The organism is Phenylobacterium sp. 58.2.17, from assembly GCF_026411515.1.
Taxonomy (GTDB): Bacteria; Pseudomonadota; Alphaproteobacteria; order Caulobacterales; family Caulobacteraceae; genus Phenylobacterium.
Window position 1 is genome coordinate 1 of the sequence record NZ_JAPMTQ010000014.1, and the last position, 19,172, is coordinate 19,172.

At 69.6% G+C, this 19,172-nt stretch carries 21 protein-coding genes; 11 read left to right on the top strand and 10 right to left on the bottom strand.

The genetic code is table 11. The annotated features are described in order from the left end of the window. Positions 1 to 104 precede the first annotated feature (104 nt). Both gloA and OUA97_RS11380 read right to left on the bottom strand, forming a co-directional pair. Positions 105 to 602 carry a lactoylglutathione lyase gene (gene gloA, locus OUA97_RS11375; RefSeq protein ID WP_267232009.1) on the bottom strand — a complete coding sequence of 166 codons (498 nt, stop codon included), beginning with the start codon at positions 600 to 602 and terminating at the stop codon, positions 105 to 107. A 2-nt stretch (positions 603 to 604) separates the two neighbouring features. Further along, a complete protein-coding gene (locus tag OUA97_RS11380) occupies positions 605 to 1,594 on the bottom strand; it encodes a helix-turn-helix transcriptional regulator (RefSeq protein ID WP_267232010.1) in 990 nt (329 codons plus the stop codon). Positions 1,595 to 1,678: 84 nt separating this feature from the next. On the opposite strand from OUA97_RS11380, the gene OUA97_RS11385 reads away from it, so the two are divergent. Beyond that, a complete protein-coding gene (locus OUA97_RS11385) occupies positions 1,679 to 2,062 on the top strand; it encodes a hypothetical protein (RefSeq protein ID WP_267232011.1) in 384 nt (127 codons plus the stop codon). On the opposite strand, the gene OUA97_RS11390 is transcribed toward OUA97_RS11385, so the two are convergent. Next, complete coding sequence (locus OUA97_RS11390) at positions 2,059 to 2,994, bottom strand: NAD(P)H-dependent flavin oxidoreductase (protein ID WP_323690729.1); 936 nt, start codon at positions 2,992 to 2,994, stop codon at positions 2,059 to 2,061. The genes OUA97_RS11385 and OUA97_RS11390 overlap by 4 nt on opposite strands. 154 nt (positions 2,995 to 3,148) lie before the next feature. Here OUA97_RS11390 and OUA97_RS11395 point away from each other — a divergent pair, with 154 nt between their 5' ends. After that, a complete protein-coding gene (locus tag OUA97_RS11395) occupies positions 3,149 to 3,661 on the top strand; it encodes a hypothetical protein (RefSeq protein ID WP_267232012.1) in 513 nt (170 codons plus the stop codon). Then, positions 3,661 to 4,299 (top strand): VOC family protein, encoded by a 639-nt coding sequence (locus OUA97_RS11400; protein WP_267232013.1) that lies wholly within the window; start codon positions 3,661 to 3,663, stop codon positions 4,297 to 4,299. Before OUA97_RS11395 ends, OUA97_RS11400 begins: the two co-directional genes overlap by 1 nt. Here OUA97_RS11400 and OUA97_RS11405 read toward each other — a convergent pair. After that, positions 4,284 to 4,532, bottom strand: a complete 249-nt coding sequence (locus OUA97_RS11405; protein WP_267232014.1) for a DUF333 domain-containing protein — start codon at positions 4,530 to 4,532, stop codon at positions 4,284 to 4,286. The genes OUA97_RS11400 and OUA97_RS11405 overlap by 16 nt on opposite strands. A gap of 144 nt (positions 4,533 to 4,676) precedes the next feature. On the opposite strand from OUA97_RS11405, the gene OUA97_RS11410 reads away from it, so the two are divergent. Further along, complete coding sequence (locus OUA97_RS11410) at positions 4,677 to 5,735, top strand: methyltransferase domain-containing protein (RefSeq protein ID WP_267232015.1); 1,059 nt, start codon at positions 4,677 to 4,679, stop codon at positions 5,733 to 5,735. Positions 5,736 to 5,738: 3 nt separating this feature from the next. Here the strand turns inward: OUA97_RS11410 and OUA97_RS11415 are convergent, their stop codons facing one another. Next, positions 5,739 to 7,067: an SLC13 family permease gene (locus tag OUA97_RS11415; protein ID WP_267232016.1), complete on the bottom strand. Its 1,329-nt coding sequence runs from the start codon at positions 7,065 to 7,067 to the stop codon at positions 5,739 to 5,741. A gap of 152 nt (positions 7,068 to 7,219) precedes the next feature. Here OUA97_RS11415 and OUA97_RS11420 point away from each other — a divergent pair, with 152 nt between their 5' ends. From OUA97_RS11420 to OUA97_RS11430, 3 genes are read left to right on the top strand one after another with little or no spacing between them, the layout of a single operon-like run. Next, on the top strand, positions 7,220 to 7,999 hold the full coding sequence (locus OUA97_RS11420; protein WP_267232017.1) for a hypothetical protein: 780 nt from the start codon (positions 7,220 to 7,222) through the stop codon (positions 7,997 to 7,999). A gap of 48 nt (positions 8,000 to 8,047) precedes the next feature. Beyond that, on the top strand, positions 8,048 to 8,359 hold the full coding sequence (locus tag OUA97_RS11425; protein ID WP_267232018.1) for a GNAT family N-acetyltransferase: 312 nt from the start codon (positions 8,048 to 8,050) through the stop codon (positions 8,357 to 8,359). Beyond that, a complete protein-coding gene (locus OUA97_RS11430) occupies positions 8,356 to 8,652 on the top strand; it encodes a GNAT family N-acetyltransferase (RefSeq protein ID WP_267232019.1) in 297 nt (98 codons plus the stop codon). The genes OUA97_RS11425 and OUA97_RS11430 overlap by 4 nt, the downstream gene beginning before the upstream one ends. On the opposite strand, the gene OUA97_RS11435 is transcribed toward OUA97_RS11430, so the two are convergent. The 5 genes from OUA97_RS11435 to OUA97_RS11455 form a co-directional block, all read right to left on the bottom strand. Next, a complete protein-coding gene (locus tag OUA97_RS11435) occupies positions 8,642 to 10,141 on the bottom strand; it encodes a tetratricopeptide repeat protein (protein WP_267232020.1) in 1,500 nt (499 codons plus the stop codon). The two genes, OUA97_RS11430 and OUA97_RS11435, sit on opposite strands and share 11 nt — an antisense overlap. Before the next feature lie 142 nt (positions 10,142 to 10,283). Beyond that, positions 10,284 to 10,526: a UBP-type zinc finger domain-containing protein gene (locus tag OUA97_RS11440; protein WP_267232021.1), complete on the bottom strand. Its 243-nt coding sequence runs from the start codon at positions 10,524 to 10,526 to the stop codon at positions 10,284 to 10,286. Then, positions 10,523 to 11,341: a hypothetical protein gene (locus OUA97_RS11445; RefSeq protein WP_267232022.1), complete on the bottom strand. Its 819-nt coding sequence runs from the start codon at positions 11,339 to 11,341 to the stop codon at positions 10,523 to 10,525. Before OUA97_RS11445 ends, OUA97_RS11440 begins: the two co-directional genes overlap by 4 nt. Before the next feature lie 48 nt (positions 11,342 to 11,389). Next, positions 11,390 to 12,466, bottom strand: coding sequence for an acyl-CoA dehydrogenase family protein (locus OUA97_RS11450; RefSeq protein WP_267232023.1), 1,077 nt, complete (start codon positions 12,464 to 12,466; stop codon positions 11,390 to 11,392). Position 12,467: 1 nt separating this feature from the next. Further along, the gene (locus OUA97_RS11455; RefSeq protein ID WP_267232024.1) at positions 12,468 to 13,655 is read right to left on the bottom strand and encodes an acyl-CoA dehydrogenase family protein; all 1,188 of its coding nucleotides are present in this window, start codon (positions 13,653 to 13,655) and stop codon (positions 12,468 to 12,470) included. 553 nt (positions 13,656 to 14,208) lie between these two features. Between OUA97_RS11455 and OUA97_RS11460 the strand changes: the two genes are divergently transcribed. The 4 genes from OUA97_RS11460 to OUA97_RS11475 are packed head-to-tail and all read left to right on the top strand — an operon-like array spanning position 14,209 to position 19,171. Next, the gene (locus tag OUA97_RS11460; RefSeq protein WP_267232025.1) at positions 14,209 to 16,119 is read left to right on the top strand and encodes a methyl-accepting chemotaxis protein; all 1,911 of its coding nucleotides are present in this window, start codon (positions 14,209 to 14,211) and stop codon (positions 16,117 to 16,119) included. Positions 16,120 to 16,155: 36 nt separating this feature from the next. After that, entirely contained in the window at positions 16,156 to 16,437 is a 282-nt protein-coding gene (locus tag OUA97_RS11465) for an STAS domain-containing protein (RefSeq protein ID WP_267232026.1), read from the top strand. A 10-nt stretch (positions 16,438 to 16,447) separates the two neighbouring features. Continuing rightward, complete coding sequence (locus OUA97_RS11470; RefSeq protein ID WP_056017186.1) at positions 16,448 to 16,813, top strand: response regulator; 366 nt, start codon at positions 16,448 to 16,450, stop codon at positions 16,811 to 16,813. A 27-nt stretch (positions 16,814 to 16,840) separates the two neighbouring features. Continuing rightward, positions 16,841 to 19,171, top strand: a complete 2,331-nt coding sequence (locus tag OUA97_RS11475; RefSeq protein WP_267232027.1) for a chemotaxis protein CheA — start codon at positions 16,841 to 16,843, stop codon at positions 19,169 to 19,171. The last annotated feature ends 1 nt before the right edge of the window (position 19,172 follow it).

Consider the following 19,172-nt stretch of genomic DNA (forward strand, 5'->3'; position numbering starts at 1 on the left):
CGACCCCGCCGCGTGCCTGTAACCCCGCGGCGGCCCCCCAGGAAACCCCGCGCACCGCGCCCCCCGGTGGCGCCCCCGGGCCACACCCCGGGACGACACGCCCCCTACCCCCGGACCGCAGTGATCAGGCGCTTGAGATCGGCGCCGGAGAAGATCTCGATCCAGTAGCCGTCGGGATCCTTGATGAAGGCGATGCCCTTCATGGCGCCGTCGTTCGGGCGCTTGACGAACTCGGCGCCAAGCTCCTCGAAGCGGGCGCAGGCGGCGTCGACGTCGGGCACCGAGACGCCGATATGGCCGAAGCCGCGCGGCTCGCTGTTGCCGTTGTGATAGGCGAAGTCAGCGTCGTCCTCGGTGCCCCAGTTGTGGGTGAACTCCAGCAGGGCGGGCTGTTCGAACACCCACTTCACGCGCTCCGCCGGGTCGCTGGGAATCTCGCCGCCCGGATAGCCCATGAAGTAGAGCGAGAACTTGCCGGCCTCGAAGTCGTAGCGGTCCAGCAGGGTCATGCCGAGCACGTCGCGGTAGAACGGCACGGTCTTGGCCGGATCCTTGATCCGCAGCATGGTCTGGTTCAGCACGAAGCCGTCGGTGGCGCTCATCGTCAGGTGTCCTTCATGCCGTGAGCCCGGGCCGCCGCGGCCAGCTCCTCGCGCATGACGCTCCTTAGCCGCTGCGGGGCGATGATTTCCACCTTGTCGCCCCAGGTGAACAGGTGCCAGGCCAGCTCGCGCATGCCGCCGGCCGTGAACCGCACGATCACCGAGCCGCCGCCCTGGGGCTCGATCGACTGGGTCGGGTGAAAGCGCCAGCCCATCGCCTCGTCGGCGCCATGCGGCAGGATGCGCAGCACCACCTCCTCGACCTCGTCCTGATAGATGCCGAAGCTGCGGTTCATGAACGCCTGCAGCGAGAAGCCTTCCGGCCGCGCGCCGGCGGTCTCGGACACCGCGATGTCGCGGATACGATCCAGCCGCCAGGTGCGCGGCTCGGGGGAATCGCCCTCGCCGCCAACCAGGTAGTTGGAGCGGCCGAACAGCAGGCCGAAGGGCGTGATCTCGCGCACCCGGCCCGGCGAGGAGCCGCCCTCGTAGCGCAGCCGCAGACGGCGCAGCGACTTGATCGCCTCGCGCACCGCGCCCAGCACCTCCTCGTCCTCGAACGGGCGCGGACCGGCGTGGACCGCCATGGTCTCGGCTTCCAGCAGCGCCTCGAGGTCGGGGGCCAGCTTGCGGCGGGCGCCGGCGCGGATCGCCGACAGCACCTTCTGTTCCAGCGACAGCAGCGCGCCTGCGCGGGCCTTGGCGCCGGCGGCCTTGAACTGCTCGGCCGCGGCGCGCAGGGCGGCGAATTCGTCGGCGGTCGGGGCCTGAAAGATGCCGTCCAGGCCGGAGGGAATGCGGAACCGGCGGGTGGGCGGGTCCTCGACCTCCTCCATTTGCGGAAAGGCCTCGCGGACCGCGTCGCGCATGCGCTCGGCGGTGCGGCGGCCGACGCCGAGGCGCTCGGCCATCTCGTCGAGGGTCAGCCCCTCGGCGGTGGCGGCCAGCATCCGGGCCAGATCCAGCAGGCGCGCGGCCTTCTCGTGACGCATGAGAACTTTTCCGGAACAACAGTACGTCCGATTCTGACGCATCGGCACTTTAACAAGAACCTGCCGAGAGGAAAGGACTTCCCGATGCCCAGCGCCGCCCGAGTGACCCCGTTCCGCCGTTCTTACGCCGACCCGCTGTTCCTGTTCGAGGCCCGCCGCCCGCTGGTTCCGGCCAGCGCGGAGATGATCGACCAGGTGATCACCCACGCGGACGTGGCGGTGCGGTTGTCGGGCGCGCGCCTGAAGCTGCGTCTTTCGAGCGGCATGATCGAGCAGCTGCAGGCACAGGGCAAGCTGGGCGAGGACGCCTGGCGGCTGGCCGACCTGACGGTGATCTGGGACGAGGCCGAAGGCCAGGTCCACACCGTCCGCGACGACGCCCGCCTGCGCGACGCCGCCGACCGCTGGGCCGACTGGGACGCGCTGTTCGACGAGGAGAGCTTTCGCCCGGTGAGCGCGGCGGCCTAGCCCCAGCGCCGCCCCATCGTCTTCACGGTCTCCTCGAACTCGGCGACCGTCTCGGCGATGACCTGGGCGACCGGCTTGACCGCGTCGATGCGGCCGGCGACCTGGCCGGTCAGCGGGATCGAGCTTTCGAGGTCGCCGCCGAAGTACATCTCCTTGGCGCGGGCGAACTCGCCCATCACGCCCTCGCCGCCCTCGCGTTCGTAGGTCCCGGTCTTCTCGGTGCGCAGCGCGCGCAGGGCCGGGCCCGGACCGAAGCGGTTGAGGAAGACGGTGTCGGTCTCCTTGGCGCCGACGATGGCGTCCTTCCAGTTCTGGTGCACGGGGCTCTCGGCGGCCGAGACCATGCGGGTGCCCATCTGCACGCCCTCGGCCCCCAGCGCGAAGGCCGCAGCCATCGAGCGGCCGTCGGTGATCCCGCCGGCGGCGATCACCGGCACGCCGACCTTCGAGCAGACCAGCGGCAGCAGCACCATGGTCGAGACGTCGCGCGATTTCTTGAAGCCGCCGCCCTCGCCGCCTTCGACCACCAGCCCGTCGACGCCCGCCTCGATCGCCTTCAGCGCCGCGCCCAGCGAGGGCACCACGTGGAAGACGGTCAGGCCCGCCTCTTTCAGCGCCGAGCAGTACTTGTTGGGATCGCCGGCCGAGGTGGTGACGAACTTCACGCCCTGGTCGACCACGAACGAGACGATGTCCGGATCGCGCACGAAGGCCTGGGCGATGTTCACCCCGAACGGCTTGTCGGTGAGACCGCGCATCTTCCGGACCTCCTCGCGGACGGCGTCCAGCTCGCCCGACGAGGTCTCGATGATCCCGAGCCCGCCGGCGTTGGAGACTGCAGAGGCCAGCTGGCTGCGGGCGATCCAGCCCATCGGCGCCTGGACGATGGGATACTCGATCCCGAGCATCTCGGTGATGCGGGTCTTGATCACGGCGGCGCCTCCCAAACGCTTGTTTGAACCATTGGGCGGCGCGCGGCCGGCGCCGTCAAGCGGGCGCAGGCGACGAAATCGTCGGGACCGCAAAATCAATATTGCGAGTCATTCTTAATAACAATACGGTCGAGGCAGTCCAAGGAGCCCCCCAATGCCTCAGCACGCTCACCGGCCTGACGACCACGCCCGCCTCTGCGACCTGTCCCAAGGCGAGCACATGCTGCTCTGGGCGTTCCGCGCCGCGGCCTTCGGGGCCGGCGACTGTCATCTGGTCCGTCGTCAGTTCGAGGAGAGCTGCGGCCCGCTGGGGCTGGAGGCGCTGACCGCGCTGTCGGTGTTCGTGCGCGAGCTAGGGCTGAACGGGCGGCGTAAGATCACCCTGGCCGCCCCGGGGTCCTATCGACTGACCCGCGACGAGCAGTCGGTGCTGGCCGTGTTCGCGGCCGCCCAGGCCGAGGACTATGCGCGCCTGGACGCCCATCTGGCCTGGCTGCTGGCCGACGCGCCGCGTTCGCCCTTCCCCGCCGCCGCCTGCCTGGTGGCCCAGGCGCTGTCGATGAACGGCTACCTGCTCCGGCTGCCGACCATAGAAGCCGCCCGCCCGCCCGAGGCCGAGGCCTGCGAAACCGACAACGTCCTCGCCTTCCGCCGGCGCGCCTCCTGATGACGCGCATCGACCACCTGGTCTGGGCCGCGCCGAACCTCGAGCGCGCCATCGACGAGCTGCAGGCGCGCACCGGCGCGAGCGCGACCCCCGGCGGCGCCCATCCCGGCGCCGGCACCCGCAACGCCGTGCTCGCCCTCGGCGCCCGCAGCTATCTGGAGGTCCTGGCCCCGGACCCCGTCCAGGCCGCCCAGCCGGGGCCGGCCGCACAGCTGGCGAGGCTGTCGGCCCCGACCCTGCACACCTTCGCCGTCGCCACCGAGCGGCTCGACCGCGTGGCGGTGAAGCTGGAGCAGGCCGGCCTGCCGCACGCCGGCATCATTCCGATGTCCCGCCGGCTGCCGACGGGACGACTGGTCCGCTGGCGACTGCTGATTCCGGCCGGCCACGCCTACGGCCCGCTGGCGCCGTTCTTCATCGACTGGGGCGACAGCCCGCACCCTTCGGAGGAAGCCGACCAGGGTTGCCGCCTGACGGGCCTCACACTGCGCCACCCGGAAGCCTGGAGCCTCGGCCCGCTACTGGAACGGCTGGAGGTCGCGGTGAAGGTCGAGGCCGGCCCGGCCGAGATCAGCGCCGAACTCGACACCCCGCGCGGCACGGTGCGCCTGTCGTCGCGCGATCACGTTCCCGGCTGACAGACCTTGTCGCGATAAAGCGCCCATTCCTCGCAGACCTTGCCGTCGGGCAGCCGGCACATGCGGTACTGGCCGCCCGGCCCCTCGCGGATCTCGCTGACCCCGCCCAAGGTTCCGCAATGGACCGACGCCGGATTGGCCATGCCCACGGCTCTGGCCGGCGGCGCCTCGGCCTGTCCTGGCGCGCAGGCGCCGAGCGCTGACAAGGCGAAGATCACCAGAGGCTTCCACATGGCCACGTCTCCTTTTTCGCCAGCCTAGGCCGCCTGCAATCAGAAGGCGACGGACGCACGGCCTGATATCTTCAAACGCGCCGGCCCCGGTGACAGAACATCGTCATCCGAAAATGCACGCCCCGCAGACCGAAGGAGGGCCAGGTGCAAGTCGATCAATCCAAACTAGAAGCGTTTCAGGGCAAGATGCTCGGCGACATGGGCGCGGCGATCTCCGCGGCTTTGGTGATCCTCGGCGACCAGTTGGGACTCTACAAGGCGATGGCCGACGGCGGGCCGACCACCTCGCTCAAGCTCGCCGCGGCGACCGGCACCACCGAACGGTACGTCCGCGAATGGCTGGCCGCGCAGGCGGCCTCCGGCTATGTCGAGTACGATCCGGTGAAGGCCGAGTTCTCGCTCACCCCCGAGCAGGCGATGGTGTTCGCCGACGAGGGCGGGCCGGCGTTCATGGCCGGCGGGTTCGAGGTGCTGGCCGCGATGTTCCGCGACGAGCCCAAGGTCGCGGCGGTGTTCAAGAGCGGCAAGGGCCTGGGCTGGCACGAGCACGACGTCTGCCTGTTCCGCGGCACCGAGCGGTTCTTCCGGCCCGGCTACAACGCCCACCTGACCACCGAGTGGATCCCGGCGCTCGACGGCATGGAAGGCAAGCTGAAGTCCGGCGCGCGGGTGGCCGACGTCGGCTGCGGGCACGGCGCCTCGACCGTGCTGATGGCCAAGACCTATCCCAACTCGAAGTTCTACGGCTTCGACTATCACGGCCCCTCGATCGAGCGGGCGCGGGAAGCGGCCAAGGAGGCCGGGGTCGAGGATCGGGTGACGTTCGAGGTCGCCAGCGCCAAGGACTTCAACGGCGGCGCCTACGACATGATCGCCATCTTCGACGCCCTGCACGACATGGGCGACCCGGTCGGTGCGGCCAAGCACATTCGCGAAAGCCTGGCCCCGGACGGCAGCTGGCTGCTGGTGGAGCCGTTCGCCAATGACGACCTCGCCGACAACCTCAACCCGTTCGGACGGATATTCTATTCGGCCTCGACGATGATCTGCACGCCGGCCTCGCTGAGCCAGGAGGTCGGCATGGGCCTGGGCGCCCAGGCCGGCGAGAAGCGGCTGCGGCAGGTCGCCGAAGACGCCGGATTCACCCACTTCAAGCGCGCCACCGAGACGCCGTTCAACCTCGTGTTCGACGTGCGGCCCTAGGCGCTAGAACGGGAAGAAGACCGGGATCGCGATCATCGCCGCGATCCAGGTGACGATGTTCAGCGGCACGCCCAGCCGGACGAAGTCCATGTAACTGTAGCCGCCCATCTGGAAGACCAGGACGTTGGTCTGGTAGCCGAACGGCGTGGCGAATGCGGCGCTGGCGGCCATCATCACCGCCACCAGCAGCGGCCGCGGATCGACGCCGAGGCTCTCGGCCAGCGCCACCGCGATCGGCGTAATCAGCACGGCGACGGCGGCGTTCGACAGGAACTCGGTGGCGACCAGCGTGACGCCGTAGAGAATGATCAACGCCGCCAGCGGCCCCAACGGTCGAATGAAGCCGATCAGCAGTTCGCTGCCTGCGGCGGCGAGGCCGGTGACCTCGATCGAGAGGCCGACCACGACCATGCCGGCGATCAGCAGCAGCACGTCAGGCCGCAGTCCGGCATAGGCCTCCTCCGGGCTGATCACCCGCAGCAGAATCAGCGACACCGCTCCGGCGAAGGCCGCCGCCGAGATCGGCGCAGCGCCCAATGCGGCGGCGACGACCACCGTGATGAACACCGCCAGCGCCGTCAGCGCCTTGCCCAGTTGCAGCGGCCGGTCGGCGGCGCTGAACAGCGCGACGTCGCCGAGCACGGCGTCGCCGGCCCCGCCCTCATGGCCGCGCGCCTCGCCCAGCGGGAGCGGCGCAGACGTGCTGGGGATCACCGCATCGCTCTTGGGCAGCAGCCGCACGCCGAACAGGTAGAGATAGAGCGCCCCGGCGCCGGCGACGCAGATGCCGACGGGGGTGATCTCGAACAGGCCGAAGGTCGGCTGGCCGGCGTTGCGGGCCATGTCGTTGACCAGCAGGTTGGTCGAGGTGCCGATCAGGGTCAGCAGCCCCCCCATGACGGTCACGTAGCTGAGCGGCATCAGGAAACGCTTGGGCGAAAGGCCGATAGAGCTGGCCACATCGCGGATCACCGGCGCGGCCAGAACCACGATCGGGGTGTTGTTGAGGAAGCCGCCGACCACTCCGCACAGGCCAATGACCAGCCACAGGCCCTTCTCGCCCAGCCGTGCGCACAGCTTCGTCGCCTGACGGATCATCAGGCCGAGCAGGCCCGACAGTTCGATGGCGTAGGCGATGACGAACAGCGAGGCGAGCGCGATGACCGCCGGGCTGGCGAACGCGCCCTGCACCTCGACCGGGCGGATCACCCCCAGCAGCAACAGGGCCGCTGCCGCCGCCAGCGCCGCGACATCGGACCGGATCCGCCCATGGATCAGCACGCCGACCACGGCGACGAGGACCACGAGCGCGGCGATCTGATCGAAATTCATCTGCGCGGGGAGGCTTTCGTGACGTTCACGCCAAGGTTCTTGGAACGCCGGGGCGGTCACATGCTAGCCTTGCGCCCATGCCTCCCGCAGATGTGAACTCAGCGCGCCGGAGAAGGGCGCGCCTCGGCGCCGTCGTCCTGACGCCTTTCCTGTTGCTGGCCTGCGGTCCCCAGGAGACCGCGCCGCCGCCGCCCCCGCCGCCGCCCAAGATCGAACCGCCTCCGCCCGAGCCGGCGAAGATCATCGCTCCACCCCCGTCGCTCGGCCGCGCCGACCTGCTGGCCGCAGCAGCGGCGGCGGCCTCGGCCTACGCGGCCGGCGCTGCGGCCGAAGGCGCCGATCCCCTCGCCGGGCGCAGCTTCACCATCCGCACGCCGTTCGGCTGCGCGCCGGACCGCGCCAAGCCCTCGCCGGGTCTGGCCGGGCGCGCGCTGCGCGCCAAAGGCCAGGCCGAACTGAGCCTGACCCCGGCGGACTGGACCCAGTCGCCGCTGGTCGCCGCCGCCGTCGAGGCCAAGGTCTGGGACGCCGTGGAGGGCTACTGGATCGACCGTCCCTGGCTGTCGTCGGAGGTCTGCCCGCCGGGCGCCGCGCCGGCCGGCGACGACGCGGAGATCCCTGCGCCGAGCCCGCAGACCCTCGGCCTGGCCGCCGTGTTCGAGCCCGAGGGCTCGCGCTTCGGCCGCCGCAACGGCCGCGCCTACAGCTTCACGCTTCGCGGTGTGGACAAGACGCCGCCCGAGCCGCCGGCCAAGGGCTACCGACTGGTGCTTGAGGGCCGCTTCACGGCCTTTCCGGATGGCCGCAGCATTCATTGCCGCGCGGAGAGCCCGGACCGGCGCCCGCTCTGCGTCGCCGCCGCGCAGCTCGATCGCGTGGCGTTCGAGGACGGCGACACCAGCGCGGTGATCAGCGAGTGGCGCAAGGATTGAGAGCGGCCTAGATTTCGCGCCATCGACCAGAGCCGACGAGGACCGACCATGACCGAAGCGACCGACCTGCCCGAAGTGGTGCGCACCGACAAACGCTTCGAGATCCGCGTCGGCGAGGATGTCGCCTTCGCCGAGTATCGGGTGCGCGGCGACAGCGTAATCTTTCCGCACACCGTGGTCCCGGAGGCCTTCGCCGGCCAGGGCGTCGGCAAACGTCTGGTCGAGGCCGGATTGCAGTTCGCCCGCGACGAGAAGCTGTGGGTGCGGCCGCACTGCCCCTTCTTCAACGCCTATATGAAGAAGCGCCCCGAACTGCACGCCATGGTCCACCCGGACGAGCGCCCGGGCATGACCGCGTGAGCGAGGTCGTCCGCACGCCGAGCCGGTTCGAGATCGCCCTGGGCGGCGGCGAAATCGCCTTCGCCGATTATCGGATCGAGGGCGACAGCATCGTCTTTCCGCACACGGTCACGCCCCGCGCCTTCAAGGGCCAGGGCCTGGCTTCGAAACTGGCGAAGGCCGCCCTCGCCTATGCCCGCGAGCAGGGCCTGAAGGTGCGACCGCACTGTGCGTTCTTCGCCGCCTACATCGCCAAGCGCCCGGAGCTGCACGATCTGGTGCATCCGGACGAGCGGGCGGCGCTCACTGCGTAGGGGCCGCCACCTCGGACTTGCCCGCCGAGGTCTCCTGACCGTCGATCAGCGCCTGGGCGAGTCTGGCCGCCTCGCCGCCATGCGGGTCATTGGCCACGATCGACAACACGGCCTGCGCCTCCGCACGCCGGCCGCGCATCAAGAGCAATTGCCCCGCCATGATCGACGAGGCCCTCACCGTCGGCGCCATGGCGCGCGCGGTGAGCAGAGCGTTGACGTCGTTGTCGTTGGGAAACTCGGGCTCGACCGAGCGCGAACGCACATAGTTTAGCAGGGTGCGATAGTCGCCCTGATCTAGCCCGTAGGCCTTGATCAGCAGGGGGCGGGCGGCGATGTAGCGCGCGGCCTGCTGGGCCAAATCGCGGTCCCCGGCCTGAATCTGGCCAAGGCCGGCGACCAGCAAGGTCTCGATGTCCTTCGGATCCTGCTCCAGGCGGCGCTTGACGATCGCCTCCCCGGCCGCGACATCGCCCAGCGCGAACTCGGCCCGCGCCAAGGTCAACTCGGCCATCCGGTCACCCGGCCATTTGGCCGCCCTGGCGCGAATGTCGGCCAGCACCTGCTCGCCCTGCGCCTTTCCTCCATCCCGTTCGAGCCGAAGCTTGTAGAGCAGAAGATCGTCGGCCGACGGCGGCAGCTGCGTGACCTTGATCTCCGGCGGCGTGGGCAGCGGGTCGCTGATCACGAACATCGGCAGCTTCTTGTAGAGGCGCACGCCGCGCGTCAGTTCGCCCAGCGGCTTGCCGGACGCCTCCTCCAACGCCTTGACCGGATCCGCGCCGGCCGCAATCGCCTGGGTGGCCCTGGTCAACTGCGCCGCGCGCACAGGGTCGCTGCGCATGTAGTGCATCATCAGCCAAGCCTGCGAATAGTAGACGCTCCGATCCTGCCTGGGCACTTCGAACGGCGCCTTGGTGACGACCGTCTCCCAGGGCAGCCAGTTTTCGGCGAACAGCGCATAGAGGCGGCCAGGGTTGTAGCTTCCGATCGTCACGGTCCGGGACGTCACCTCGGCGGTCATGAAGTACTCGGCCCAACCCTCGACGAACCATCCGGGATAGGCGGCCGGGAAATTCTCCAGCATGAAGGCGTGGGCGTACTCGTGGAACAGCACGTCGTCGCGGCCCATCTCGTTGGCGTCGGCGACGGCGAAAGCCCCCAGCTCGCCGGCCGCATAGAAGCCGCCGAGGGTCGGCGCCGCCTCCGGCGCGACCTGCTGGATCTCGCGGATTCCACGCACCAGATAGACATCGAGCTTGCGCGAGGGCCCCTGGGCGGCGGCGGGATTCGCCACCCGCAACGCCGCGTCGAACATGCTGAGCCGCATGGCCACGTCGCGGACCTGCGCCTCGCGCCCCTGGCCGTAGACGACGAAGCGTTCGGTCTCAGCCTTGACCCAGGCCGCGTCGGCGGCGGCCGGCCACAGCATCGCCAAGGCCGCTGCGATCCGCGCCCAGTTCCCCACGCGTCGCGTGATCTTCGTCCCCATGCTCCCCCCGACGCATTGTGGTTGCGCCAATCGTCATACAACACGCATGACGTGTGTCGAGCCCGAAGGCCAGCGTGGGGGCGAGCCGTCTAGTACTTCCATCCCGCCGGATGCTGCGTGGTCATGCCTTCCAGGTCCAGCATCACTTCGTCGACATAGCACCAGCCCCAGCCGTCCGGCGGTCATAGGTCTCCATGATCGGATGGCCGGTGGCCTTGAAGTGCTTGGTGGCGTGGGTGTTGGGACTGTCGTCGCAGCAGCCCACATGGCCGCACTCCCGGCAGAGCCGCAGGTGGACCCAGCCCGAGCCGATCTTCAGGCATTCCTCGCATCCGTCCGCCGAAGGCGTAACGACCTTCAGGTGCGCGCCGTGGGTGCAGGTCATGGGCTCAGCCATTCCGCCAGGTTCTGGAAGTAACGCTCGGCGTCGCGGCGGCCGCGCGGATCGGTCAGGATGCGGTCGGCCGGCGGTTCGCTGACGAAGCTGGGGCAGCCGAGGCGCGGATCGAGATTGTAGTCGGCGAAATGGTGGAAGGTGGACTGGGCGACGGCGCGGCCCCCGGCCCCCTCGAACGCCACGATCAGGTTGAAGCGGGCGCCCGAGACTTGGCTGGTCCCTGTGGCGACGACCCGCGCCGCCGGGCCCGGCGGGCTGATCGCGCCCTCGTGCGGGTGGGCGGGCAGGAAGGCGAGCGTGCCGCCCCTCCCGTCCTCCAGCAACGGATGGCCGGCCAGTTCGGCGCGGATCGTCTGGAAGTCGCCGTTGGCGCCGGAGTGATAGTTGGGCCAGTCGATATAGGCCGTGGCCTGGTCGTCGCGGCGGCAGCGCGCGGGATCGGGCTCGGGATTGACCGTGTGGAAGTGGTGCGCCAGGCCCAGCACGCCGAGATGGCGCACGCTGCAGCCCAGGTCCTGGTGATCGCGGGTGACCAGCACCCCGCCGCCGGCGGCGTGGAAGCGGGCGATGGCCGCGCTCTCGCCCGTGGTCAGGCCGTCGCCGACATCGACCGCAAGCAGCCAGAGCTGATCGAACTCCCCGGCGTCGATCGACGACAGCACCGGGTCCTCGCCCGGCTCGCGGTCGCGGGCGACGACCTGGTGGCCCAGGCTGCGCAGATGCGCGGCCAGCAGCGAGAAGCGGCCGACATGCCAATCGTCCGGCGTCGTCGCGATCGTCGTCTGCAGGAGGATCCGCGCCATGCGCCCGACGCTACGCGCTCGGCGGGCGGACGCAAGCGCCCGGGGACATCAGGCCGCCAGACCCTGCATCCGCGCCGCGATTCTGCGCACCCGCTCTGGTCCTCCGAGCAACTGACGGTTCAGGCCGATGCGCTTGAACCAGTAGTGTAGCCCCAGCAGGTCGGTGATCCCCATGCCGCCATGCACCTCGGTGGCGGTGCGGGCGATGAAGCGGCCGATTTCGGAGGTGTGCGCCTTGGCGTGGGCGGCGGTCAGCCCGGCCTCGGCCGGGGCGTCGTCGAAGGCGTAGGCGGCGTACCAGACCAGCGAGCGGCTCGGCTCCAGCTCGGCCGCCATCTCGGCGCACAGGTGCTTGACCGCCTGGAACGAGCCGATGACCCGGCCGAACTGACGGCGTTCCTTGGCGTAGGCGACGGCCTTTTCGATCATCACCTCGGCCGCGCCCAGCGTGTCGGCGGCCAGCAGCGTCCAGGCCGCGTCACGCACCGCGTCGAGCGCATGGGCGGCCAACGGCTCGGCGGCGACGCCGTCGAAGGCGAGTTCGCCCAGGCGCCGCGTCAGGTCGATGCTGGTCACGTCCGAGCGGGAGAGCCCGGCCGCATCGCCCGCGACCAGGTGCAGGCCGCCGGCGGTGTCGGCGACCAGGAACAGATCGGCGGCCAGGGCGTCGGTGACGAACAGCGCCCCGCCGCTCAGCTTGCCGCCGGACGCGGTCACGCCCATGCCGTCGCGAGCGCCGGCGACCGCTTCGGAGATCGCCAGCCCGACGACCACCTCCCCCGAGGCGATCTTCGGCAACCAGCGCGCCTGCTGTTCACCGCTGCCGCCGCGGACCAGCGCCACCGACGCGGCGACCGAACCGAGGAACGGCGACGGGGCGACGGCCCGGCCCAGAACCTCGGCCGCCAGGGCCGCGTCCAGCAGGCCGAGCCCCAGCCCGCCGTACTCCACCGGGACGACGACGCCGGGCAGGCCGAAGTCGGCCAGGGCGGACCACACGTCGCGGGCGATCGGCTCGCGGTCGGCGGCGAACGCGCGCACCCGGTCCAGCGGCGCGGCCGTCTCCAGCGTGCGGGCCAGGCTCTCCTGCATCAGCCTCTGGTCGGCGGTGATCGAAAAATCCATGTCAGGCGCTCGCGAGCTTGGGTTCGCGCGGCATGCCCAGGCCGCGTTCGGCGATGATGTTCTTCTGGATCTGGGCGGTGCCGCCGCCGATGATCAGGCCGAGGTCGAACATGTAGTTCCATTGCCAGGAGCCCCTGGCCCGCAGGTGCGGCCCGTCTTCGTAGAGCACGCCCAGTTCGCCCAGGGCGTCGATGGCCAGGGCGGCGATCTGGTGGTTCAGTTCGCAGCCCTGCAGCTTGACCACCAGCCCCGCCATGCCGCTGGCCTCGCCGTTCATCGAGGCGGTGACGTTGCGCAGGCCGTTGAACTTCATGGTCAGCACCCGGGCCTGCAGCTGCATGACCCGGTCGCAGAACACTGCGTCGTCGATCAGCCGGCGGCCGTCGACGCTCTCGGACTTCATCAGCTCGATCAGGGCGTGCAGCCGCGCCTCGGTGGCGTTGGGATCGCCCAGCATGCCGCGCTCGTGCTTGAGCGTGGCGTTGGCGACGAACCAGCCTCGGCCGCGCCCGCCGACCACCGCGCTCTTGGGCACGCGCACGTCGGTGAAGAACACCTCGTTGAAATCGGCCGAGCCGGTCATGGTCTTCAGCGGCCGCACTTCGATGCCCGGCGTGGTCATCGGGAACAGCAGGTAGGAGATGCCGTCGTGCTTGGGCGCGTCCGGTTCGGTCCGCACCAGGCAGAAGATCATGTCGGCCTGGGCCGCGGTGCTGGTCCAGATCTTCGAGCCCGAGATCACGAAGTCGTCGCCGTCCTCGACCGCCTTGGTCTGCAGCGAGGCCAGGTCCGACCCGGCGCCCGGCTCCGAATAGCCCTGGCACCAGACCACCTCGCCGCGCAGGGTCGGGCCGATCCAGCGCGTCTTCTGCTCCTCCGAGCCCACCTCCAGCAGGGTCGGGACCAGCATCGAAATGCCTTGGTTGGCGAAGCCGCGCGGCGCTCCGGCGCGGGTGAACTCTTCGGCGATGATCCGTGACTTCAGCACGTCAGGCGCCGCGCCGTAGCCGCCATAGGCCTTGGGGATGGTGCGGGCCGCATAGCCCTGCTCGATCAGCAGCCGCTGCCATTCCAGCGCCGCCTCGCGCGGACGCGCCGCGTCGCCGGCATAGCGGTCGCGGTGTTTCGTCAGGAAGCTGCGAACCTCCTCGCGGAAACCTTCCATTTCGGGCGTGAATCTGAGGTCCATCGGCGTCCTCCCAGGGCGTCGTCGCCTCTAGGCGAGCACCCCCGCCCGCGCCCCGCAAGTATGACGTGACGGAACCCCGGCCTCGGCGGACATCTGAAACTGAACTTCAGTCCAATCTGAAATGACGCCGTTATATTACCCTAGACTGTAGAGCCGTCATTGCCGCACGCTGAGGTTTGGCGACCGTCGCAAGACCGCCAGCGCCCTGTGGCGGCTTGTCGCACCCGCACGCGCAAACCACGGCAAACACTGGAAAAAGACGCCGGCCGCCTCAGCCGCAGTAACCATTTCTTCAGCCCAGAGGACCTAGCGATGGGGTGGGCGACGAAGGGGGCTGAATCCATGACCTCCGACGGAGCCATAGTATTCGTAGGAGAATAGTGCACGTCCGTAGGCGACCGACTTCCGTATAGTTGAGAACAGCGTTCTCCCAATGCAGAGGCAACAAGGTCGCTTCCGCATATTCTTGGTTCAGGTACGGAAGAAACGCCTTGGGCGCGCTCGCCTCGCACCGCGCTAGCCGCGCTGCGGTCTGAACCCTGGGGACGGCCTCGTGTTTCTCGACAACCTTAAGATCTCCCGCAAGCTGGCCCTGGGCTTTGCTGCGGTGGTGTTGACCATGGCCGGCATGGGCGGCGCCATGATGATCAACCTGCGCACGCTCGACGTCGCACGCGTGCAGATCAAAGAAAGCCGCGAGGTCCTCTCGGCTCTCGACGAGGCCAAGTTCTTCATGACCCGCCAGGAGAACAGCTACCGCGGCTACCTGCTGTCGAAGAACGACTACTATGTCGAGCGCGTGAACACGCACCGGGCGAACTTCAAGAAGCGCCTCGAGACCGCCCGCGCCGGTCTGACCGACACTCCCGAACTGGCCGCAAAGATCGACACCGCCGCGGCGTCCGCCGACCGCTGGTACGCCGAGGTCTTCGAGGCCGGCGTGCGGCTCGCCTCCGACCCGGCCACCCTGCCGCAGGCCATCGCGATGGTCGGCCCCGACGGCGCCGCCGATTCGGTGATCTCGCCGGCGGAAGACGCCATGGAAGCGGTCCAGACGGCGATGAACGAGGAAATGGCCCGCCTGCAAACCGCACAGATCAACGCCTCGCGCACGGCGACCGCCAGCTTGGCGATCGGCCTGACCCTGGCGGTGCTGATCGCCGTCGGCCTCGGCTGGCTGCTGAGCAAGATGATCGGCGCGCCGGTGACCGCGATGACCGCCGCCATGCGTCGGCTGGCGCAAGGCGATTTCACCGCCATCGTCCCGGCCATGGACCGCAAGGACGAGGTCGGCGAGATGGCTCAGGCCGTCGCGGTGTTCAAGGAAGCCGGCATCGAGAAGCTGCGCCTGGAAGGTCAGACGGCAGAGCAACGCGCCGCCGCCGAAGCCGAGCGCCGCGCCCGTGAAGAGGAAAAGGCCCGCAAGGCCGAGGAAGACGCGGTCGCCATCGGCGCCCTGGCCGAGGCCATGGGCAAGCTGGCCCACGGCGACCTGACCCACCGCATCACCGCGCCCTTCGCCCCGGACGCCGCGCAACTGAAGACCGACTTCAACGCCGCCATGGTGCAGCTGCAGGACGCCATGAGCGTCGTCATCTCCAACGTGCATGCCATCAAGAGCGGCGCCGGCGAGATCAGCATCGCCGCCGACGACCTGTCGCGCCGCACCGAGCAGCAGGCCGCCAGCCTGGAAGAGACCGCCGCGGCGCTCGACGAGATCACCGCCACGGTCAACAAGACCGCCAGCGGCGCCCGGACTTGCAGCGACGTGGTGCTGGGCGCGCGCGGTGACGCCCAGAAGAGCGGCGAAGTCGTGCGGCAAGCCGTCGCGGCGATGAGCGAAATCGAACAATCGGCGCAACAAATCAGCCAGATCATCGGGGTGATCGACGAGATCGCCTTCCAGACCAACCTGCTGGCGCTGAACGCCGGGGTCGAGGCCGCGCGAGCGGGCGAAGCGGGCCGCGGCTTCGCGGTCGTCGCCTCGGAAGTGCGGGCCCTGGCCCAGCGCTCGGCCGAAGCGGCTAAGGAAATCAAGACCTTGATCAGCGCCTCCAGCCAGCAGGTCGGCCAGGGCGTGCACCTGGTCGGCGAGACCGGCGAGGCTCTGCAGCGGATCGTCAGCCGCGTCGCCGAGATCGACAGCCTGGTCTCGGAGATCGCGGCGAGCGCCCAGGAGCAGGCCGTCGGCCTGCAACAAGTCAACACCGCCGTTAACCAAATGGATCAGGTCACGCAGCAGAATGCGGCCATGGTCGAAGAATCGACGGCGGCGAGCCATGCCCTGGCGGGCGAGGCCGAAACCCTCTCCGGGTCCGTCGCGCGGTTCAACATCGGCCAGGTGCAGGCCGCTCCGGCCGGACGCCGTCCGGTCGCCGCCAGCCCGCAGATGCGACGGTCGAGCCGTGACGGCTCGGCGCTCCGCAAGCCGGAGCCCGAGGCCGACGGTTGGGAAGAATTCTAGGGCGCCGCACAACGCGGCCCCTCGGGGGGAGTGAAGATGACGCAGTCGACGGCGCCCGCCGTGGTCAGCCTACAGCCGATCCTGGACCTGCAGGCGGCCGAGCCCCTGCGGGCTGAACTGATGGCCCTGCGCGGCCGTCCCCTGAGCCTCGACGCCTCGCAGGTGACGCGCCTGGGCGGGCTCTGCCTGCAGGTTTTGATGTCGGCGCGCAAAATCTGGTCTGAGGACGGTCTTAGCTTAACTGTGGATCAACCGTCTTCGGGCTTCTCAGAGCAATTGGCTGCCTTCGGCGCGCCCGAGCTGCAATTCGAGTCCTAGGGGGATTCTCGTGAGCAAGACCGTCCTGACGATCGACGATAGCCGCACCATGCGGGAAATGCTGAACCACGCACTGGTTCAGGCCGGATACACCGTGATCCAGGCCGTGGACGGCGTGGAGGGCCTGGAAGTTCTGCAGGCCAACGGCGCCGACGTCGTCATCACCGACATCAACATGCCCCGCCTCGACGGCTTCGGCGTGATCGAGGGCGTGCGCGCCAATCCGGATCACCGCGCGACGCCGATCCTGGTGCTGACCACCGAAAGCGACGCGGCCAAGAAGGAGCGGGCCCGCGCGGCCGGCGCCACAGGCTGGATCGTGAAGCCGTTCAATCCCGTGAAGCTGGTCGAAGCCGTCCGTCGGGTCGCCGCCTAAATCTTTCCACCCAACCGGAGCGCTCCGTTGGATCCGTTCGAGAGCATCAAGCAGACCTTCTTCCAGGAGTGCGACGAGCTCCTGACCGACGCCGAGCAGGGTCTGCTGGCCATGGAGGCCGGTGACGCCGACAGCGAGACCATCAACGCGGTGTTCCGGGCGGTGCATTCCGTCAAGGGCGGGGCCGGGGCTTTCGGCCTCGAGGACCTGATCCGCTTCGCCCACGTCTTCGAGACGGTGATGGACGAGCTGCGCTCCGAGAAGATGGAGCTGACCGACGAGGTCGCCAAAACCCTGCTGCGCGCCTTCGACGTGCTGGCCGACCACGTGGCCGCCGCGCGCGACGGCACGACGGTGGATGAAGCCCGCTCGGCGGGCATCCTCGCCGAACTGAAGTCGCTGATCGGCGACGAGGGATTGGACGACGGCGACCTGGGGGACGACGAGGACTTCGGCTTCGTCCCGATGGCGGTCTCGATCGACGACGACGCCGGAGCCGCCGCGCCCCTGGACTTCGACCTGCCGCCGCCAGTGGCGCTGGATCCCGAACCTGTGGTCGCCGCAGGCGGCGCCTGGGTCATCGACTTCGCGCCCAAGACCGAGATGTACGCCAAGGCCAACGAGGCCGGGCTGCTGCTGCGCGAACTGGCCCGCCTGGGCGAGACGCAGGTGACGCTGGACGACAGCGACCTGCCGCCGCTGGACCAGATTTCCGCCGAGAGCGCCTATCTGCGCTGGACCATCCGCCTGACGACCGAGGCCGACGAGGCCGCGATCCGCGAGGTGTTCGAGTTCGTCGAGGACGACTGCGTCCTGTCGATCGTCCGCGAAGGCGGCGACGAGCCGGCCCCCAAGGCCGACGTGCCGACGAGCGACGACGACCTGGCCAAGGCCAGCGCCGACGCCCCGCTCGATCTCGCCGCCCTGCTCGCCCGCGTGTCCGGCGACGCGCCGGCCATGGCCGCCGAACCTGAACCTGCGCCGGAGCCCGAAGCGGCCGCCGACATGGACGTCGCCGCGCTGATCGCCCGCGCCCAGGCCGAGACCACCACCCCGGCCCCGCCCCTGGCACCCGCGGCCACGCCGGCTCCGGCTCCGGCGCCCGCCGCGGCGAAGGCCGCCGCGCCCGCCAACGCTCCGGCCGCTCCGGCCCAGGCCACGATCCGGGTCGACCTGGATCGCGTCGACCGGCTGATCAACGCCGTCGGCGAACTGGTCATCCAGCAGGCCATGCTGTCCCAGCGTGTGCTGGAAAGCGGCCTGGCCCGCTCGTCGAACGTGGTGCTCGGTCTTGAAGACCTGGAACTGCTGACCCGGGAAATCCAGGACAGCGTCATGGCCATCCGCGCCCAGCCGGTGAAAAGCGTCTTCCAACGCATGCCGCGCCTGGTCCGCGAGGTCGCCGACATGGTCGGCAAGCGCGTGCGCCTGGTCATGGAAGGCGAAGGCACCGAGGTCGACAAGACCGTCATCGAGCGCCTGACCGACCCGATCACCCACATGTTGCGCAACGCCATCGACCACGGTCTGGAAACGCCCGAGGGCCGCGCCGAAGCCGGCAAGCCGGCCGAAGGCGTCGTGCACATGCGCGCCCTGCACCGTGGCGGCCGCATCGTTATCGAGATCCAGGACGACGGCCGCGGCATCAACCGCCAGCGCGTCCGCGGCATCGCCATCGACAAGGGCCTGATCGCCGAGGACGCGGTGCTGTCGGACGAAGAGACCGACAACCTGATCTTCCTGCCCGGCTTCTCAACCGCCGAGACCATCTCGGACATTTCCGGCCGCGGCGTCGGCATGGACGTGGTCCGCCGCTCGATCCAGGGCCTGGGCGGCCGCATCTCGATCTCGTCCGAACCCGGCAAGGGCTCGAAATTCACGATGTCGCTGCCGCTGACCCTGGCGGTGCTGGACGGCATGGTGGTGACCGCCGCCGAGCAGACCCTGGTCGCGCCGCTGTCGGCCATCGTCGAGAGCCTGACCCCGCGCCCCGAGGACGTGCACTATGTCGGCGGCAAGGACGCGGTGATCCGCATCCGCGACACCTTCGTCCCGCTGATCGACGTCGGGGTTTCGCTCGGCTTCCGCGACGGCCCGATGGAAGCCGGCCAAGGCGTGGCCATCCTGGTCGAGAGCGAAGGCGGCGGCAAAGCCGCCCTGCTGGTCGACGCCATCCAGGGCCAGCGCCAGGTCGTGATCAAAAGCCTTGAGGCCAACTACCAGCAGATCGACGGCATCGCCGCCGCCACCATCCTGGGCGACGGCCGCGTCGCCCTGATCCTCGACGTCGACGCCCTTGTGACCACCCAGCACCGGCGCAAGCCGACGCCGCGTAGCGAAAAGCGAATGGCCGGATGAG

Bases quoted from the DNA above. Each gene is read 5' to 3' on its own strand.
- gloA (WP_267232009.1), bottom strand. From the start codon at position 602: ATGAGCGCCACCGACGGCTTCGTGCTGAACCAGACCATGCTGCGGATC.
- OUA97_RS11380 (WP_267232010.1), bottom strand. From the start codon at position 1,594: ATGCGTCACGAGAAGGCCGCGCGCCTGCTGGATCTGGCCCGGATGCTG.
- OUA97_RS11385 (WP_267232011.1), top strand. From the start codon at position 1,679: ATGCCCAGCGCCGCCCGAGTGACCCCGTTCCGCCGTTCTTACGCCGAC.
- OUA97_RS11395 (WP_267232012.1), top strand. From the start codon at position 3,149: ATGCCTCAGCACGCTCACCGGCCTGACGACCACGCCCGCCTCTGCGAC.
- OUA97_RS11400 (WP_267232013.1), top strand. From the start codon at position 3,661: ATGACGCGCATCGACCACCTGGTCTGGGCCGCGCCGAACCTCGAGCGC.
- OUA97_RS11405 (WP_267232014.1), bottom strand. From the start codon at position 4,532: ATGTGGAAGCCTCTGGTGATCTTCGCCTTGTCAGCGCTCGGCGCCTGC.
- OUA97_RS11415 (WP_267232016.1), bottom strand. From the start codon at position 7,067: ATGAATTTCGATCAGATCGCCGCGCTCGTGGTCCTCGTCGCCGTGGTC.
- OUA97_RS11425 (WP_267232018.1), top strand. From the start codon at position 8,048: ATGACCGAAGCGACCGACCTGCCCGAAGTGGTGCGCACCGACAAACGC.
- OUA97_RS11435 (WP_267232020.1), bottom strand. From the start codon at position 10,141: ATGGGGACGAAGATCACGCGACGCGTGGGGAACTGGGCGCGGATCGCA.
- OUA97_RS11440 (WP_267232021.1), bottom strand. From the start codon at position 10,526: ATGACCTGCACCCACGGCGCGCACCTGAAGGTCGTTACGCCTTCGGCG.
- OUA97_RS11445 (WP_267232022.1), bottom strand. From the start codon at position 11,341: ATGGCGCGGATCCTCCTGCAGACGACGATCGCGACGACGCCGGACGAT.
- OUA97_RS11450 (WP_267232023.1), bottom strand. From the start codon at position 12,466: ATGGATTTTTCGATCACCGCCGACCAGAGGCTGATGCAGGAGAGCCTG.
- OUA97_RS11455 (WP_267232024.1), bottom strand. From the start codon at position 13,655: ATGGACCTCAGATTCACGCCCGAAATGGAAGGTTTCCGCGAGGAGGTT.
- OUA97_RS11465 (WP_267232026.1), top strand. From the start codon at position 16,156: ATGACGCAGTCGACGGCGCCCGCCGTGGTCAGCCTACAGCCGATCCTG.